The sequence below is a fragment of the Cupriavidus sp. F041 genome (assembly GCF_057814235.1).
Genome location: NZ_JBVASY010000001.1, coordinates 764,236 through 780,224, shown reverse-complemented (window position 1 = coordinate 780,224; position 15,989 = coordinate 764,236). Strand labels below are relative to the sequence as shown.

Sequence of the window (15,989 nt, the reverse complement as noted above, 5' to 3'; positions counted from 1 at the left end):
CGAATTCAAGTAAACGAAGGATTGCCGCGTTAGTGCCGCGGCGATCGCGCAACGGAACCCACGACATGAATCATCCCTCGCCCCGTGCCTTGCCGGCGCTGTCAGAGCGCAACGGCGGCCAGATCCTGATCGACCAACTGATTATCCAGGGCGTGAAGCGCGTCTTCCTGGTGCCGGGCGAGAGCTACCTGCCTTGCATCGATGCGCTGTATGACCACCAGGACAAGATCCAGCCCATCGTCTGCCGGCAGGAGAGCGGGGCCGGCTACATGGCGGAAGCGCACGGCAAGCTGACCGGCGAGCCCGGCATCTGCTTCGTCACGCGCGGGCCCGGCGCGACCAATGCCAGCATCGCCGTGCATACCGCCTACCAGGACTCCACGCCCATGATCCTGTTCGTCGGCCAGGTCGGCAACGACTTCTACGAGCGCGAAGCGTTCCAGGAGATCGACTACCGCCGCATGTTCGGCCAGATGACCAAATGGGTGGCGCAGATCGACCGCACCGAGCGCATTCCCGAATTCATTGCGCGCGCCTTCGCGGTGGCGACCAGCGGCCGGCCCGGCCCGGTCGTGCTGGCCCTGCCCGAGGACACACTGTGGGGCAAGGCCAGCGTGGCCGATGTGCCGCGCTATCGCCGTGCGCACAGCGCGCCGACCCCCGACGCCATGGCCTCGCTCGCGCAGATGCTGGAGCAGGCCGAGCGCCCGTTCCTGCTGGTAGGCGGCTCCGGCTGGACGCCGGCCGCATCCCGGCAGATGGAAGGCTTTGCCGAGCGCTTCGCGCTGCCGGTCGGGGTGGCCTGGCGGCGCCTGGAATGCTTCGATAACCATCATCCCAATTTTGCCGGGCATGTGGGCTGGGCCATGCCCGACTCCCTGCGCAAGCGCGTGCAGGAAAGCGACCTGCTGATCGCCGTGGGCACGCGCATGGGCGAGGCAACCAGCGAGGGCTATACGGTTGTGGAAAGCCCGCTGCCGAAACAGCGCCTGGTCCATGTGTACCCCGACGCGAACGAACTCGGGCGCGTGTTCCATCCCACGCTGCCGATCGCCGCCGATGTTGTCTCGTTCGCCGCCGCGGTCAGCGCGCTTGCGCCATCGGGCCCCCGTGGCGCACGCAACGCCGGCCATGAAGCCCATCAGGTCTATCTGTCCGAGCAGGAGCCCAAGGCGGCGCCCGGCGCGCTCAACCTTAATGTGGCGGCCTGCCACGTTCGCGACAACGTGCCCGAGGACACCTGCATCACCGTCGGCGCCGGCAACTACGCCTTGTACCCGCACGCCTACTACCGTTTCAAGGGCGTCGGCACGAGCCTGGCGCCGACGGTGGGGTCGATGGGCTACGGCCTGCCCGCCGCCATCGCCGCCAAGCTGGAGAATCCCGGGCGTACCGTGATCTGCTATGCGGGCGATGGCTGCTTCCAGATGAATCTGCAGGAACTGGGCGTCGCCATGCAGTACCGGGCGGGCATTGTGGTGCTGGTGTTCAACAACGGCATCTGGGGCACCATCCGTGCTCATCAGGAGCGCGAGTTTCCGGGCCGCACCGTGGCGCTTGGTTTCGACAATCCGGAATTCAGCGAACTGATCCGCGCCTATCGCGGCTACGGCGAGGTTGTAGCCAGCGACGCCGAGTTCGGCCCCGCCTTTGCACGCGCGCTGGCATTCGCCAACAGCCAGCAGCTGCCTGCCCTGCTCGAACTGCGCTATGACGCCGACGGCATCGCGCCGGGCATGACCTTGTCGCAGATCCGGTCGGAAGCCTTCGCCCGGCAGGCCGATGCCAGGTAACAGCCACGACGGCGAAAGGAGACAAGAGATGAAGACACTCGCAATCAATGGCGACCGGCTGTGGAAGTCGCTGATGGATCTCGCCGCGATCGGTGCCACGCCCAAGGGCGGCAACGCGCGCCTGGCGCTGACGGCACTGGACGGACAAGGCCGCGACCTCGTGACCGGATGGATGCGCGACGCCGGCCTGAGCGTGACGGTGGACAAGCTCGGCAATATCTTTGGCCGCCGGGCAGGGCGCAACAACGGCCTCGCACCGGTCATGACGGGCAGCCATATCGACACGCAACCCACCGGCGGCAAGTTCGACGGCTGCTATGGCGTGCTGGCGGGGCTGGAAGTCTTGCGCACGCTGAACGACCACGGCATCACCACCGAGGCCCCGCTGGAAGTCGCCATCTGGACCAACGAGGAGGGCTCGCGCTTTGTCCCGGTGATGATGGGCTCCGGCGTGTTCGCCGGCGTCTTCCCGCTGGAGACCGCGCTATCGGCCACGGACGTGGCAGGCAAGCGCGTGGCGGATGAACTGGCGGCCATCGGCTACGCCGGCGACGCCGAGGTCGGCCGCGAGGTCGGCGCGTATTTCGAGGCCCATATCGAACAGGGTCCGGTGCTGGAAGCCGAAGATAAGGTGATCGGCGTCGTGACCGGATCGCTGGGTTTGCGCTGGTACGACGTTACCGTGACCGGCATGGAGGCGCATGCCGGCCCCACACCGATGCCGCTGCGCAAGGATGCGCTCTATGGCGCCACGTTCCTGATGCAGGCCGTGATCCGGATCGCCAACGAATTCGCGCCGCACGGTCGCGGCACGGTGGGCGTGGTCAATGTGCATCCGTCGTCACGCAATGTCATCCCCGGCGCGGTGAAGTTCACGGTGGATCTGCGCCACCTCGATCCGGCGCGGCTTGCGGAAATGGATGCCCGCTTTCGCGCGGCCTGCGCGGCCGTGGCGGATGGCAGCACCACCGGCGCGGCACTGGATGTGGCCGTGGAGGACGTGCAGTACTTCGCGCCGACGCCGTTCGCGCCCGAACTGATTGGCCACGTGCGCCGGGAAGCCGCCGCGAGAGGCTATACCCACCAGGACATCGTGACGGGCGCCGGCCACGACGCCGTCTATATCGCGGGCATCGCGCCGACCGCGATGATCTTCGTGCCCTGCAAGGACGGCATCAGCCACAACGAAATCGAAGACGCCAAGCCAGAGCACCTCGAAGCCGGAGCCAATGTGCTGCTGGGCGCGATGGTGGCGCAGGCGAACGCCTGAGCGGCCCGGACACAACGAATACAGGAACGCATGATGAGCGATTTGCGAGATCTCGCCTACTGGCGCAAGCAGGCGGAAACGGTGCCCGTCCGTACGCAGGCCTATATCGATGGCCGCTGGACCGATGCCATTGACGGCGCCACCTTCGAGACCATCAACCCCGCCACCGGCAAGGTGCTGGCCCGCGTCGCGGCTTGCGGCGCCGAAGACGTCGACCGTGCCGTGGCCGCGGCACGCAAGGCTTTCCAGTCAGGCGTGTGGTCGGACCTGCCGCGCAGCGCCCGCAAGGCCGTGCTGCTTCGGCTGTCGCACCTGATCGACACGCATCGCGAAGAACTGGCGCTGCTGGAAACGCTGGACATGGGCAAGCCCATCGCCGAAACGCTGCAATACGATATTCCCGAGGCCGGGCGCACTTACGCGTGGTACGGCGAAGCCATCGACAAGATCTACGACGAGATCGCGCCGACTGGCCCTGGCGTGCTGGCCACCATCACGCGCGAACCGCTCGGCGTGGTCGCGGCGGTGGTTCCCTGGAACTATCCGCTGCTGATGGCCAGCTGGAAGGTAGCGCCCGCGCTGGCCGCGGGCAACAGCGTGGTGCTGAAACCGGCGGAGCAGTCTCCGCTTACCGCGCTGCGGCTGGCGGAACTCGCCGAGGAGGCCGGCGTTCCGGCGGGCGTCTTCAACGTGGTGCCGGGACTTGGCGCCGCCGCGGGCCAGGCGCTGGGCCGCCATCCGGACGTGGACTGCATTGCCTTCACCGGGTCCACCGCGACCGGCAAGCGATTCATGGAATACTCCGGCCAGTCGAACCTCAAGCGTGTCTGGCTGGAGTGCGGCGGCAAGTCCCCGCACATCGTCTTCGACGACTGCCCGGACCTGGACCGCGCCGCGCAGGCGGCCGCCATCGGCATCTTCAGCAACCAGGGCGAGATCTGCATCGCCGGCTCGCGCCTCTATGTGCAGAGCGGCGTCTACGATGTGTTCCTGGAAAAGCTGGAAGCGCATGCCGCGCGGATGCAGCCAGGCGACCCGCTGGATCCGGCGTCCGCCATGGGTGCCATCGTCGACGGCGCGCAACTGCAGCGGGTGATGTCCTACGTGCGGAGCGGCGAGGACGAAGGCGCCCGGCTGCGTGCCGGTGGCAAGCGCGCGCTTTCGGACAGCGGCGGCTATTACATGCAGCCGACCATCTTCGAATGCCCGGCGCAGTCGCTGACCATCGTGCGGGAAGAGATCTTTGGCCCGGTGCTGGCGGTGAGCCGCTTCGAGACGGAAGAGGAGGCCATCCGCATGGCTAACGATTCCCCCTACGGCCTTGGCTCGGGGCTCTGGACCTCCAGTCTCTCCCGTGCCCACCGGGTTTCGCGCAAGCTGCAGGCAGGGCTGGTCTGGGTCAACTGTTATATGGACAGCGACGTGACGGTGCCCTTTGGCGGCGTGAAGCAGTCGGGTTCGGGGCGGGACAAGTCATTGCACGCGCTGGACAAGTACACGGACCTGAAGACGACGTGGATCAGCCTGGCATGACAGGGCGGCGCGCGGACCGCAGGCTTCCCCCGCGCTGACCGGGTGCGATGCCCGGTTCAGATCAGGTCCTCTTGCCGCATCGTGGGGGCGTTGTCGCCGGCCAGGGCCAGCGGTGCCGCGCCGCCGCGCGCCGCCCGAGCCAGGTCAAGGCCCCGCTCCCGCGCCTTGTAGACGGCTTCTTCCTTCCCGCCGGCCTGCAGGAGCTTGTAGATGGTGCGGGCGTGGGTCTTGACGGTAGGCACGGAGATATTCAGCAAGCGGCCCACGGTCTTGAACGCATGGCCCCGGGCAAGCAATACCAGCACATCGTACTGGCGCTGGGTCAGTCCCAGCAGCATCGCCTCTGCACCGGGCTGTTCACCGCCAACGGCGGGTTGCGATGCCTGCTTCGCCGCGGGCAGGGCCGGGAACAGTGGAAGCTGTCCAATGCCGGATTGCATCGGATGAGCGGTGGCGATACGCCGGACGGCCGACTCGATCACGTCGAGCGGCGCCGATTTCGCGAGACAGCCGCAGAAACCCGTCGTGATCGCGCCCTGGGGCAATTCCAGGGGAACGGTATCGGAAAGCAACAGCAAGCGCGGTGCCGGCCATATCCTGCGTACCACGCCGAGCCACTGCCAGCCCGTGTCCGGATTGCCGGGCATGCCGAAGACAATCAGGTCAACGTCGTCCCCGGCATGGCAAGGGGCGGGGATTTCCGTGGGGTCGATGGCAAGGACGTGATCGATGCCCGCAACGCGCTTCAACAGCGTGAGCATGGCGATGCGGAGCAACGGATGGCTTTCGACGAGCAGCGCGTTCATGCCTTACCTCCCCGTACAGATGCAATGGAGCAGGCTGAACCCACAAGCAGGCGCGGCGCCGCCAGCGCGGATCAGCGCTATTGCAGCACCCGCCACTCTTCGGATTTCGACCCCCCATCCCGGCTGTGCCGCCAGGGTGGTACTGCGTCATGGACGCCTGCCCGGATATTTGATTTTTTTTCTTGTTCCGGGTGATCTTATGTGCGGAATATAACGAAATCAAGGAATTGTTGTTGCGGCGCTGAAACTACAACCTGTTCATCGGCATCCGTTTCGCGCCGGTGCCGCCTCCTCCTGGCACCGCGTTGCGATCTTGCTGACGGAGTTGCCCCAGCCGACGCACAGGTCCGGATTCCCGCACCTGCGGCGGACCCTCCGGGCTTAGCCTCCGCTTTCCTTTTCCAGCACCTCGCCCAGCGCGTCATCCACCGTATCCAGCATCACGAAACGCAACTGGCTGCGCGCGTCCGCCGGCAGGTCATCAAGGTCGGGGGCGTTGCGCGCGGGCAGCAGCACGGTCTTGATACCGCCGCGCAGGGCAGCCAGCACCTTCTCCTTGATGCCGCCGACCGGCAGCACGATGCCGCGCAGGCTGATCTCGCCGGTCATGGCGCAGTCGCTGCGCACCGGCCGGCCCATCAGCAGCGAGGCCATGGCGATGAACATGGCTACGCCGGCGCTGGGCCCATCCTTGGGAACGGCGCCGGCGGGCACGTGGACATGAATGTCGTGCTTGTCGAAGCGGCCGCAATCGATGTGCAGGGACTCGCAGCGCGATTTGACCAGGGTCAGCGCCGCCTGCGCGCTTTCCTTCATCACCTCGCCAAGCTGGCCGGTGAGCAGCAGCCTGCCGCCGCCCGGCGTGCTGCCCGCCTCGATGAAAAGCAGGTCGCCGCCAACCGGGGTCCATGCCAGGCTGGTTGCCACGCCCGGCAGGCTGGTGCGCAAAGCCGATTCGCTCTCGAAGCGGCGATGCCCCAGGATGGACGGCAGGTCGTCAGGCCCGATGCGTTTGCGGATGGCCGGATCCTCGGCCACCAGCATTGCCACATGGCGCAGGACCGCGCCGATCTGCCGTTCGAGACTGCGCACGCCGGCCTCGCGCGTGTAGTCGCGGATGATGACGGCCAAGGCCTCCTCGGTCAGTTCGCATTGCGCCGGCGCCAGGCCGCACGCTTCGAGCTGGCGGGGCAGCAGATAGCGCCGCGCGATCTGCGCCTTCTCGGCCTCTGTGTAGCCGGCCAGTTCCAGCATTTCCATGCGATCGCGCAGGGGGCCCGGGATGGTTTCCAACTGGTTCGCGGTGGCAATGAAGACAATGGCCGACAGGTCGAAGGTCACGCCCAGGTAGTTATCGCGAAAACTCGCGTTCTGGCCGGGATCCAGGATTTCGAGCATGGCGGCTGCCGGATCGCCGTGCACGCCCTGGCCAAGCTTGTCGAGTTCGTCGAGCAGCATCACGCAGTTGCGCGCGCCGGCCTTGCGGATTGCCTGGATGATGTTGCCTGGCATCGCACCGATATAAGTGCGCCGATGGCCGCGCAGTTCCGACTCATCATGCAGGCCGCCCAGGCTCACCCGCACGAAAGGCCGCTCCATCGCCCGCGCGATGCTCTGACCAAGCGAGGTCTTGCCCACGCCGGGCGGCCCGACGAAGCAAAGGATCGGGCCCTTGCCGTGCGGATTCAGCTTCCTGACGCCGAGATACTCCAGGATGCGGCGCTTGATCTTGTTCAGCCCGTAGTGTTCGTCGTCAAGGATCTGGCGCGCCCGCGCGATATCGATGGGCTTCTCATCGGGAAGGCGCCACGGCATCTCGGTCAGCCATTCAAGGTAGCTGATGCTGATCGAGTACTCGCCGGAGGCTTCCGGCATCCGTTCCAGCCGGGCCAGTTCCTTGCGCGCATGCGATTCGACCTCGGGCGGCATGCCGGCGGCGGCGATCGCTGCGGCCAGCTTGCGGATCTCCTCGTGGCTCTCCGTGTTCTCGCCCAGTTCGTGCTGGATGGTCTTGAGCTGTTCGCGCAGCATCATCTCGCGCTGGCGCTGGTCCAGCCTGCCGCGGGTTTGTTCCGCGATCTCGCGGGACAGGCGCAGCACTTCGATGTGCGCCGCCACGGCATCCGTCACCCGGTCCAGCCGCTTGCACAGCTCAAGCGTTTCGAGGATCTCCTGCTTGCGCTCCAGCGCGATGTCGACCAGCCCGGCCAGCGTGTCCGCCAGCAAGCCGGGCGACTCGATCGCCTGCAGGGAACCGGGCAATTCCGCCGGGGTGCCTGGCAGCAGCGCGAACATGTCCGCCGCGCGTTCCTTCAGGACCAGCGCGCGTGCTTCGATGTTCGGGTCGCGCTGCGTGGGTTCGGCAAGCATCTCCACCCGGGCGGCCAGAAAGGGGTAGCCGGTCAGTGGTTCGAGCAGCCGGAAGCGCTGGGCGCCCTGGCAAACCAGGTGATGGGTCCCATCCGGGCTGGTCACATAGCGCAGCACATTTGCCACGGTGCCCATGCCATAGAGCGCATCGAGTTCCGGATCTTCGGCCTGCGGGTCACGCTGGAGCACCACCCCGAGCGGGAGCTGGCCCAGTACGGCCGCGCTCACGCCTGCCTTCGCGCGCTCGCGTCCAATTGCCAGCGGGATTGCCAGGCCGGGGAAGAGGACGATATTGCGGACCGGGAGCAGGATGAGTCCATCGGGCGGCAGCGCGGACGCCGAGCCGCCGTCGGCCGCTTCGGTAGCTTGCGCAACGCTGCCTTGTTCCACGCTTTGCGCAATCTCCCCACTCTGCCTGGTCAAGGCGGATTCGCCTCCGACATCGGTGCTCATGGTCGTGTCTCCTGCAGGCCGGGCGCGTGTCGCCAGGTCTTCGCGAAAAAATTCGGCAGCGCGCAAAGTCGGCTTCGCGCAGGTCCCGCCTACTCCGATCTCTCGAGGATCAGCACGAGACAGCCATCCACGGATTCGCTCTGCTGCATGCCGTAGCGCCCGGGAGGAAGCTGGATGTGCCGCTCAAAGCGGCCATAGGGAATCTCAAGGCAGTGCACGGTACCGCCGGCGAAGGCGCGGTGCAGCGCTCGTTCGGCACGGATGCTGAGCGTGTTGGCATCCAGCCCGATGTCGATGCACTCTGGCTTCACGCCGGGCAGCGCCACCACGACGGCGATCTGCTTGCCATGCTCGAAGATTTCCACGGGCGGCTCCCACACCGGGCGCAGGCCAAGCTGGCCGGCCGGGCGAAAGAACTGGCGATGCAAGCGCTCGGCACGCTCGACTGCCTGCAGCGCGGTTTCCCACGTTGTCATGTTGCGGCCGCTTGGCATAGCCGGGCTCCTCGCTCACCCTTGGAACAGGCATGGCTGACGCTTCATCAAATGCCACGGGGGCGGCATTGTCAATTGGCTTTTTGGGTCGAGTCCCGAGGGCGGCCTGCCGGCTGGATCACTATCCGGGCATCGGGTGTATGCGCCGCAATCCGGTTTCCTTGCGGTGTCCGGAAGCGGCGCAACCCGCTGAGCGGAAACTACGGCCGCTTGTCGCTGGCCGGGCTCGTCGGGCGCTGCGCAGGCAGGCTGCCGATGATGCAGTCCACCGCGCGCGTGTCCGACTTGCCCTGCCCCAGCCCGCCGATGACCGAGTCGCGGTACTGCGCGGGTGTAATGCGGTGGTAGTAAAGGCGCGAGGTCTGGTCGAGCCAGTAGACATAGTCGCTGTCGCCCTGGCTGCCGTCGGTGCGCAGCCACTCGCTCACATTGTTGTTGCCGATCATCAGGTTCGGGCAACTCCGGTTCAGGCTATCCAGGTACGCGTCGAAGCCTTGCGCCTCGATATTGCGGACCGAGTCCGGCGCGCAGCCGGCTATCAGCGCTAGCGCTGCCGCGCAACTTGCCATGGCAATCCTGTGTCCTGCATGGCGGGACCATCGGTTGACGCACTTGGCAAAGGTAGGGAAGTGCATATGGATCCTGAAATGGCCTGGCAGGGCGGACACAGAGGAGGCCCCGGAGTGCATTGCCCGCCCCCGGTTCCGGCATTTTCGAGTGAGCATACCGGGGAACCGTTTCCTCCCCACCTCCGGGTGAAAGATTTCATATGCCGCCGGGAAGCCCTTGAATTCGCTGCCTGCCAGCCGGAGCGAAGCCCATTCAGCCTAGGACGTCACAAAGCAGTATCCCTGCTTGACCGGGACCGTATTCCATCCTATAACCATCCCATTGGATGGTATTTGGATGGCGGATCGCAATGGACGAGCAACAAAGAGCACTTGCAGCACCTCCCCGGCCCAAAGGCGGCGAGACCGAGAAGATCACGATCAATCTCGGCCCCGTCGACCTCGGCCAGATCGACCTGCTGGTCGAGGAAGGCTTTTACTCGAACCGTACCGACCTGATCCGTACCGCGATCCGCAACCAGCTTGCGATCCATGCGCAGGCCGTCAGCGAGACCGTGACGCGGCGCGCGCTGGTACTCGGCCTGCAGCATTTTTCCCGGCAGGACCTGGAGGCCGCGCAAGCGGCACGGCAGCGTCTGGACATTCATGTGCTGGGCCTTGCCAGCATCGCCGCCGACGTCACGCCCGAACTGGCCCTGGCCACGATTCAGTCGATTGTCGTACTGGGCGCTTTCCATGCCTCCGCCGCGGTCAAGGCGGCGCTGGCCGGGCGCATCCGCTGAGCCCGGCAATCACCGGAGGCTCCACTGCAGGCTGCTCCTGCACGCCCCTCGAAGGACACCATGATGAAAATGAACGAAGCATTCCTGGCTTCCATGCACGAAGCCATGGCGCTGTTGCGCACGGCCGGTCCGCTGGAGGCCACCGAAGTCATACAGCGCGCGCTGCGCGATAGCGGCGCCGCCGCCGGTTTCCAGCCTGCGCAAGTCGTCGAGGCGCTGCTGCCGCGCACGGCGCCGGCAGCGGGCGCGGAACGTCCTGCCGCCAAAACCGGCGAGGCGCGCACGCAGCCCCGGCGGGAACCGAAGCCGGCGCAGCGGCCCGGCGTGCAGGACTCCGGGCACTTCACTACAAGGCATTACGCCAGTCACGCCGGCGAGCGTGCCTACAAGCTCTACGTGCCTGGCGGCTACGATGGCCAGCCGCTGCCGCTGGTCGTGATGCTGCACGGGTGCACGCAGGACGCTGATGATTTCGCGGCGGGCACGCGCATGAATGCGCTCGCCGAGCGGCACGGCTTCCTGGTCGCGTATCCCATCCAGCCGATGACGGCCAACCCGTCCAAATGCTGGAACTGGTTCAAGCCGGGCGACCAGCACCGCAACCAGGGCGAGCCAGCGCTGATCGCGGGCATCACGCGGGAAGTCATGGCGAACCACCCGGTCGACGCGGATCGCGTGTACGTGGCCGGCTTGTCCGCCGGCGGCGCCATGGCTGCGGTGATGGTGCAGACGCATCCCGAGCTGTATGCCGCGGCGGGGATTCATTCCGGCTTGCCTTTCGGCAGCGCGCACGACCTGCCATCGGCACTGGCTGCGATGAAGGGCGGGAACCTGGCCGCGAAGCTGATGGAGAAAGCGCGAACCGCGCCCCGGGGCAACGGTGCTGTCTCGCCGTCGCGGCCCCTCATCGTGTTTCACGGCGATGCCGACGCCACGGTGCATGTGTCCAACGGCGAGCGCCTGCTGCGTGATTTCCAGGGTGGTACGCGCCGGGACAAGCAGCAGCGCAGCCGGGGCGGGCGCACGTTCACACACCGGCAACTGACATCGCCCGAAGGCATCGACGCGGAATACTGGCTCATCCACGGGGCGCCTCACGCATGGGCGGGAGGCAGTTCGCGCGGGACGTACACCGATGACAGCGGGCCCGACGCCAGCGCCGAGATGGTGCGCTTCTTTCTTGCACATCCGCTGCGGCCGTAATCCGGCGGCATCGCCGCGCGTCCGGCCCGCGCGGTCCTAGCCCTCATCATCGCCATCCGCGACTTCCGGCCACCGGCTCTTCCCATTGTATGGCTGTGAGCGACGCCGTTCCCCCCCTCGGAGCGGGGGGGAGGAAGACGCAAGTTACGATACATGCCCATCGTTGGAATCAATCGTTTTTTTCGATAATTGTCAGCGGGAAAAACCGTTTTAGGTAGTTATCGAGCCGGCCTTAAGCTTCGCCATTGGAAATTTCGGCACCGTGCTGCCGGCGTGAGCGCAATCGGTCATCGCAGGGCCTTTCCTCAGGCATCGCGCTCACCTCACCCCAGGCCTCGAAGATGGAAACCCATATTGCCACGGACCGGGGCTGCGAAGCCCCGGCAGCGCATGTGCGTCCCTGCGAGCTTGTCACTGTCAGGGCGAGACGGATTCAACTACTACCAGAAAACACCAGGAAACGTAATGAACGCACTGAATGGCTATGACTATGAAGACCTGGAACTCGGGATGAGCGCCACCTTCGACAGAACCATCACAGAAGCGGATATCGCACTCTTTGCGGCCGCTTCCGGCGACAACAATGCCGTGCACCTTGACGAGGAATTCGCCCGGACGACCCAGTTCGGCGGATGCATCGCCCACGGCATGCTGACCGCCAGCGTGATCTCGGCAGCCATTGCCGGACGCTTGCCGGGGCCTGGGACGATCTATCTGAGCCAGAACGTTCGCTTCAAAGCGCCCGTAAGGCCAGGGGAAACAGTCAAGGTTACCGTGACCGTCAAGGAGTTGCAGCCGGGGAAGCAGCGCGTCTCGCTGACTACGGTCTGTACGGTGCAAGACAAGGTCGTGGTGGACGGGGATGCGCTGGTGATGCCGACGTCGTTGGCGCGCAGGGTCCAGTAATGCCGCGGAGCTGGCTGGTTAGCCAGCTCCAATCTCAAATTCGACTAAATTTACGGAGAACGGCGTGTCTCTTCCATTAGAATTTTCAGATAAATTGCTCCAGGCATATTCTGCTCCATTTAAAAAAACGGCCGAATATATGGCCGGGCAGAGGTTCTTGTCCTGCGGTATGGATGTTTCGGGCCTGCTGCGCTCCAATCTGCGTCATCTGGAAGGGCAGGCAGCCGTGATGAGGTCGGTATGGAGCGAAGAGACGGGCGGGGACAAGCCGGATCGACGCTTCGCCGCGGACCAATGGAATCGCAATCCGTGGTACCGCTTTCTCAAGAAAAGCTACCTGAATAACGCCAGAACTCTCTCGGAGATCACTGAAACAATCGGTCTCGAGGAGGATGACAAGAGCAGGCTGAGATTCCTTGTCGGCCAGTACATTGAATCCTTGAGCCCCGCCAATTTTCTTGGCACGAATCCGGAAGCCATTCAGCTGGCATTGGAATCCCGGGGCGGAAGCCTCGTTTCCGGACTTGCCAACTACGTCGAAGACGCGCGGCGAGGCCGCATCGCAATCACGGACGAATCCGCCTTTGAGGTAGGCCGCAATGTGGCCACGTCCGAGGGGGCCGTTGTCTTCGAGTGTGAATTGATGCAGCTGATCCAGTACAAGCCGCTGACCGATAAGGTTGCCTCGCGGCCGCTGGTCATCGTGCCTCCGTGCATCAACAAGTTCTACATTCTAGACCTCCAGCCGGAGAACTCATTCGTGCGCTTTGCCTGCGAGCAGGGGCAGACCGTGTTCCTGGTATCGTGGCGCAATCCGCAAGCGGACATGAGTGAGACGACATGGGACGACTACGTTGAGCAAGGCGTATTGAAGGCGCTGGAAGTCAGCCAGGCCATCAGTGGCGCGGCTCAGGTGAACGCGCTGGGCTGGTGCGTCGGCGGTACGCTACTGACTTCAGCCTTGGGCGTGCAGCAGGCCCGAGGTAAAAAGACGGTGGCCAGCATGACGCTGCTGACGACCATGCTGGATTTCAGCGAGCCAGGCGAACTTGGCGTGTTCATCGATGAGCCGACGGTTGCGCAACGCGAGCAGACTATCGGGCGCGATGGCATCTATCCCGGCAAGGAGTTGGCGTTTGTCTTCCAGATGTTGCGCCCGAATGACCTGATCTGGCCCTACTTCGTCGGCAACTACCTGAAAGGGCAAGCGCCGGGCGCCTTCGACCTGCTTTACTGGAACGCCGACGCCACGAACCTGGCCGGGCCCATGTATGCATGGTACTTGCGCAATATGTACCTGGAGAACAAGCTGCGCGAGCCGGGGCAATTGACCGTTTGCGGGCATCCGATGGACCTGGGCCGCATTAACGTACCCAACTATATCCTTGCAACGAAGGATGATCACATCGTTCCCTGGCAGTCTGCCTATCGCAGCGTTCAGCTACTGGGCGGAAAGTCGGAGTTTGTTCTTGGCGAGAGCGGACATATCGCGGGTGTTATCAATCCGGCATCGAAGCAAAAGCGTGGCTACTGGCGTGCCGGCGAGCAATGCGTCGATGCGGACGGCTGGCTGGCTTCAGCGACGTCCACGCCGGGGAGCTGGTGGGTTCATTGGGCTGCCTGGCTGAAACGCTATGCCGGCAAGCAGGTTGCGGCGCCGTCCAGATTGGGGAGCGACACGTTCGAGCCAATCGAGCCCGCTCCTGGCCGTTATGTCAGCGTGCGCGCCGACTGACCGCGCATCCCAGTCTGGAGCCGGGTGATTCACACAGGCAGGAGGTGCGCCTCCTGTATCGGGCGCAATAGAGTGGCCCGAGCTGCGCCGACCGTAGTATCTCAGTCAGCTTGGCCAATGGGTGCGTTTGCAAGCCAGATGGCACTGGCCTTGAAGGAGGCCGGGGCTGACCCCAAGCAGGTCACGGCGCAAGTCCATTTGTTCATCTATGAATAATTGGAATGGCGTTCGCAATTTTAAATCATATTCGGAATGTGATTTGACTAGCTACACTTCGTAGCCAAGCTGTTCTTTCGGCACGGATCCGGTCACCAAGCGGCTGGCTACGTCGAACACTCGTGCCAAATTTCCCTGGCCGGGCTGATGCGTACAGGCGCACGCGGTTTCGCTGGCACGCGCAGACTGGGCTTCAGGCGAACGGGAGCTTTCGAACGCCGCGTCAACAGTCACGAGGCTCGCCTCGTTTGGGGTGGACGCCGCTTCACTAACCGGACTGCTCGCCCGCACGGAACGAGAGGTTGTGCTTGATACTGCACCACGATGCAGCGGTGTATCGCGCCGCTGTGCGTTGTCGGAATTGAAGCGATTTGGCTATTCACCTATTTAAGGAACAGAAATGACGCCGACCGAAATCAAAGCCACGCTATCGTTTTCCGATGGTTCCCCCAGCGTTGAGCTGCCGATTTATACGGGTACCGTTGGCCCCGACGTAATCGATATTCGCAAGCTTTACGGACAAACCGGCAAGTTCACCTATGACCCCGGTTTCATGTCGACGGCTTCGTGCAATTCGAAGATCACCTATATCGACGGCGACAAGGGCGAGCTGCTGTACCGCGGCTACCCGATCGAGCAGCTGGCGACCAAGTGCGACCACCTGGAAACCTGCTACCTGCTGCTCAAGGGCGAACTGCCCAACGCCAAGCAGAAGGAAGAATTCGTCGGTGCCGTGATGAACCACACCATGGTTCACGAGCAGATGCAGTTTTTCCTGCGCGGCTTCCGCCGCGATGCCCACCCGATGGCCGTCCTGACGGGCCTGGTGGGTGCCATGAGCGCGTTCTACCACGACGCCATGGACATCGATGATCCGCACCAGCGCGAAATCTCCGCGATCCGCCTGATCGCCAAGATGCCGACCCTGGTCGCCATGGCCTACAAGTACAACATCGGCCAGCCGTACATCTATCCGCAGAACGACCGGTCCTACTCGGGCAACTTCATGCAGATGATGTTCTCCACGCCGTGCGCCCCGTACAAGGTGAACCCGGTGCTCGAGCGCGCGCTCGACCGCATCTTCATCCTGCACGCCGACCACGAGCAGAACGCCTCCACCTCGACGGTGCGCCTGGCCGGCTCCTCGGGTACCAACCCGTTTGCCGCCATCGCCGCCGGCGTGGCTTGCCTGTGGGGCCCGGCTCACGGTGGCGCCAACGAAGCCGCCCTCAAGATGCTTGAGGAAATCGGCAGCGTCGACAACATCACCGAGTTCATCAAGCAGGTCAAGGACACGAACTCGGGCGTGCGCCTGATGGGCTTTGGCCACCGCGTGTACAAGAACTACGACCCGCGTGCCAAGCTGATGCGCGAAACCTGCTATGAAGTGCTGAACGAACTGGGCCTGCACAACGACCCGCTGTTCAAGCTCGCCATGGAACTGGAAAAGATCGCGCTGGAAGACGAGTACTTCGTCAGCCGCAAGCTGTACCCGAACGTGGACTTCTACTCGGGCATCGTGCAGCGCGCGCTGGGCATCCCGACGTCGCTGTTCACCTGCATCTTCGCCCTGGCACGCACGCCGGGCTGGATCTCGCAGTGGGAAGAAATGATCACCGATCCGGAATACAAGATCGGCCGTCCGCGCCAGCTGTTCAACGGTGCGGCAAGCCGCAACGTACCGGATATCGGCACGCGTTGATTGCAGTGTGTCGGCCCCGGTGCGACCCGCCGGTACCGTAGCCAAGAGATGACGCCCCGGCTCGCCGGGGCGTTGTCGTTCTGCGCCCGGCTCGGGTGCCAGTCAGATGAGCGCGGCGCAGGCCTTTGGCCCGGTTGGGTAACGCCTATGCCCATTG

The 15,989-nt window shown here is 64.6% G+C and carries 12 protein-coding genes; 8 read left to right on the top strand and 4 right to left on the bottom strand.

From position 1 onward, the window contains the following. The first annotated feature begins 65 nt into the window (after positions 1 to 65). Genes ACZY0R_RS03575 through ACZY0R_RS03565 form a run of 3 tightly spaced genes read left to right on the top strand, consistent with a single transcriptional unit; the run spans position 66 to position 4,596 of the window. Positions 66 to 1,793 carry a thiamine pyrophosphate-binding protein gene (locus ACZY0R_RS03575; protein WP_488857153.1) on the top strand — a complete coding sequence of 576 codons (1,728 nt, stop codon included), beginning with the start codon at positions 66 to 68 and terminating at the stop codon, positions 1,791 to 1,793. Positions 1,794 to 1,821: 28 nt separating this feature from the next. After that, a complete protein-coding gene (locus tag ACZY0R_RS03570) occupies positions 1,822 to 3,063 on the top strand; it encodes a Zn-dependent hydrolase (protein ID WP_488857152.1) in 1,242 nt (413 codons plus the stop codon). A 33-nt stretch (positions 3,064 to 3,096) separates the two neighbouring features. Further along, on the top strand, positions 3,097 to 4,596 hold the full coding sequence (locus ACZY0R_RS03565; protein ID WP_488857151.1) for an aldehyde dehydrogenase: 1,500 nt from the start codon (positions 3,097 to 3,099) through the stop codon (positions 4,594 to 4,596). A gap of 56 nt (positions 4,597 to 4,652) precedes the next feature. On the opposite strand, the gene ACZY0R_RS03560 is transcribed toward ACZY0R_RS03565, so the two are convergent. From ACZY0R_RS03560 to ACZY0R_RS03545, 4 genes are all read right to left on the bottom strand, one after another. Continuing rightward, positions 4,653 to 5,402 (bottom strand): helix-turn-helix transcriptional regulator, encoded by a 750-nt coding sequence (locus ACZY0R_RS03560; protein WP_488857150.1) that lies wholly within the window; start codon positions 5,400 to 5,402, stop codon positions 4,653 to 4,655. A gap of 381 nt (positions 5,403 to 5,783) precedes the next feature. Beyond that, the gene (gene lon, locus ACZY0R_RS03555; RefSeq protein WP_488857149.1) at positions 5,784 to 8,225 is read right to left on the bottom strand and encodes an endopeptidase La; all 2,442 of its coding nucleotides are present in this window, start codon (positions 8,223 to 8,225) and stop codon (positions 5,784 to 5,786) included. 89 nt (positions 8,226 to 8,314) lie between these two features. After that, positions 8,315 to 8,719: an Hsp20/alpha crystallin family protein gene (locus ACZY0R_RS03550; protein WP_488857148.1), complete on the bottom strand. Its 405-nt coding sequence runs from the start codon at positions 8,717 to 8,719 to the stop codon at positions 8,315 to 8,317. Between the two features lie 200 nt (positions 8,720 to 8,919). Further along, positions 8,920 to 9,288: a hypothetical protein gene (locus ACZY0R_RS03545; protein ID WP_045242756.1), complete on the bottom strand. Its 369-nt coding sequence runs from the start codon at positions 9,286 to 9,288 to the stop codon at positions 8,920 to 8,922. 350 nt (positions 9,289 to 9,638) lie between these two features. Here ACZY0R_RS03545 and ACZY0R_RS03540 point away from each other — a divergent pair, with 350 nt between their 5' ends. From ACZY0R_RS03540 to gltA, 5 genes are all read left to right on the top strand, one after another. Next, positions 9,639 to 10,070, top strand: coding sequence for a CopG family transcriptional regulator (locus ACZY0R_RS03540; RefSeq protein ID WP_447432382.1), 432 nt, complete (start codon positions 9,639 to 9,641; stop codon positions 10,068 to 10,070). A gap of 63 nt (positions 10,071 to 10,133) precedes the next feature. Next, positions 10,134 to 11,273: an extracellular catalytic domain type 1 short-chain-length polyhydroxyalkanoate depolymerase gene (locus ACZY0R_RS03535; RefSeq protein WP_488859489.1), complete on the top strand. Its 1,140-nt coding sequence runs from the start codon at positions 10,134 to 10,136 to the stop codon at positions 11,271 to 11,273. A 465-nt stretch (positions 11,274 to 11,738) separates the two neighbouring features. Then, positions 11,739 to 12,179 (top strand): MaoC family dehydratase, encoded by a 441-nt coding sequence (locus ACZY0R_RS03530; protein WP_045242761.1) that lies wholly within the window; start codon positions 11,739 to 11,741, stop codon positions 12,177 to 12,179. A gap of 64 nt (positions 12,180 to 12,243) precedes the next feature. Further along, positions 12,244 to 13,914 carry a PHA/PHB synthase family protein gene (locus tag ACZY0R_RS03525; RefSeq protein ID WP_488857146.1) on the top strand — a complete coding sequence of 557 codons (1,671 nt, stop codon included), beginning with the start codon at positions 12,244 to 12,246 and terminating at the stop codon, positions 13,912 to 13,914. 616 nt (positions 13,915 to 14,530) lie between these two features. After that, positions 14,531 to 15,832 carry a citrate synthase gene (gltA, locus tag ACZY0R_RS03520; protein ID WP_488857145.1) on the top strand — a complete coding sequence of 434 codons (1,302 nt, stop codon included), beginning with the start codon at positions 14,531 to 14,533 and terminating at the stop codon, positions 15,830 to 15,832. The last annotated feature ends 157 nt before the right edge of the window (positions 15,833 to 15,989 follow it).

What these genes read in the sequence shown, in the direction of transcription:
- ACZY0R_RS03575 (WP_488857153.1), top strand. Translation starts at nt 66, where the DNA reads ATGAATCATCCCTCGCCCCGTGCCTTGCCGGCGCTGTCAGAGCGCAAC.
- ACZY0R_RS03570 (WP_488857152.1), top strand. Translation starts at nt 1,822, where the DNA reads ATGAAGACACTCGCAATCAATGGCGACCGGCTGTGGAAGTCGCTGATG.
- ACZY0R_RS03565 (WP_488857151.1), top strand. Translation starts at nt 3,097, where the DNA reads ATGAGCGATTTGCGAGATCTCGCCTACTGGCGCAAGCAGGCGGAAACG.
- ACZY0R_RS03560 (WP_488857150.1), bottom strand. Translation starts at nt 5,402, where the DNA reads ATGAACGCGCTGCTCGTCGAAAGCCATCCGTTGCTCCGCATCGCCATG.
- lon (WP_488857149.1), bottom strand. Translation starts at nt 8,225, where the DNA reads ATGAGCACCGATGTCGGAGGCGAATCCGCCTTGACCAGGCAGAGTGGG.
- ACZY0R_RS03550 (WP_488857148.1), bottom strand. Translation starts at nt 8,719, where the DNA reads ATGCCAAGCGGCCGCAACATGACAACGTGGGAAACCGCGCTGCAGGCA.
- ACZY0R_RS03545 (WP_045242756.1), bottom strand. Translation starts at nt 9,288, where the DNA reads ATGGCAAGTTGCGCGGCAGCGCTAGCGCTGATAGCCGGCTGCGCGCCG.
- ACZY0R_RS03540 (WP_447432382.1), top strand. Translation starts at nt 9,639, where the DNA reads ATGGACGAGCAACAAAGAGCACTTGCAGCACCTCCCCGGCCCAAAGGC.
- ACZY0R_RS03535 (WP_488859489.1), top strand. Translation starts at nt 10,134, where the DNA reads ATGAAAATGAACGAAGCATTCCTGGCTTCCATGCACGAAGCCATGGCG.
- ACZY0R_RS03530 (WP_045242761.1), top strand. Translation starts at nt 11,739, where the DNA reads ATGAACGCACTGAATGGCTATGACTATGAAGACCTGGAACTCGGGATG.
- gltA (WP_488857145.1), top strand. Translation starts at nt 14,531, where the DNA reads ATGACGCCGACCGAAATCAAAGCCACGCTATCGTTTTCCGATGGTTCC.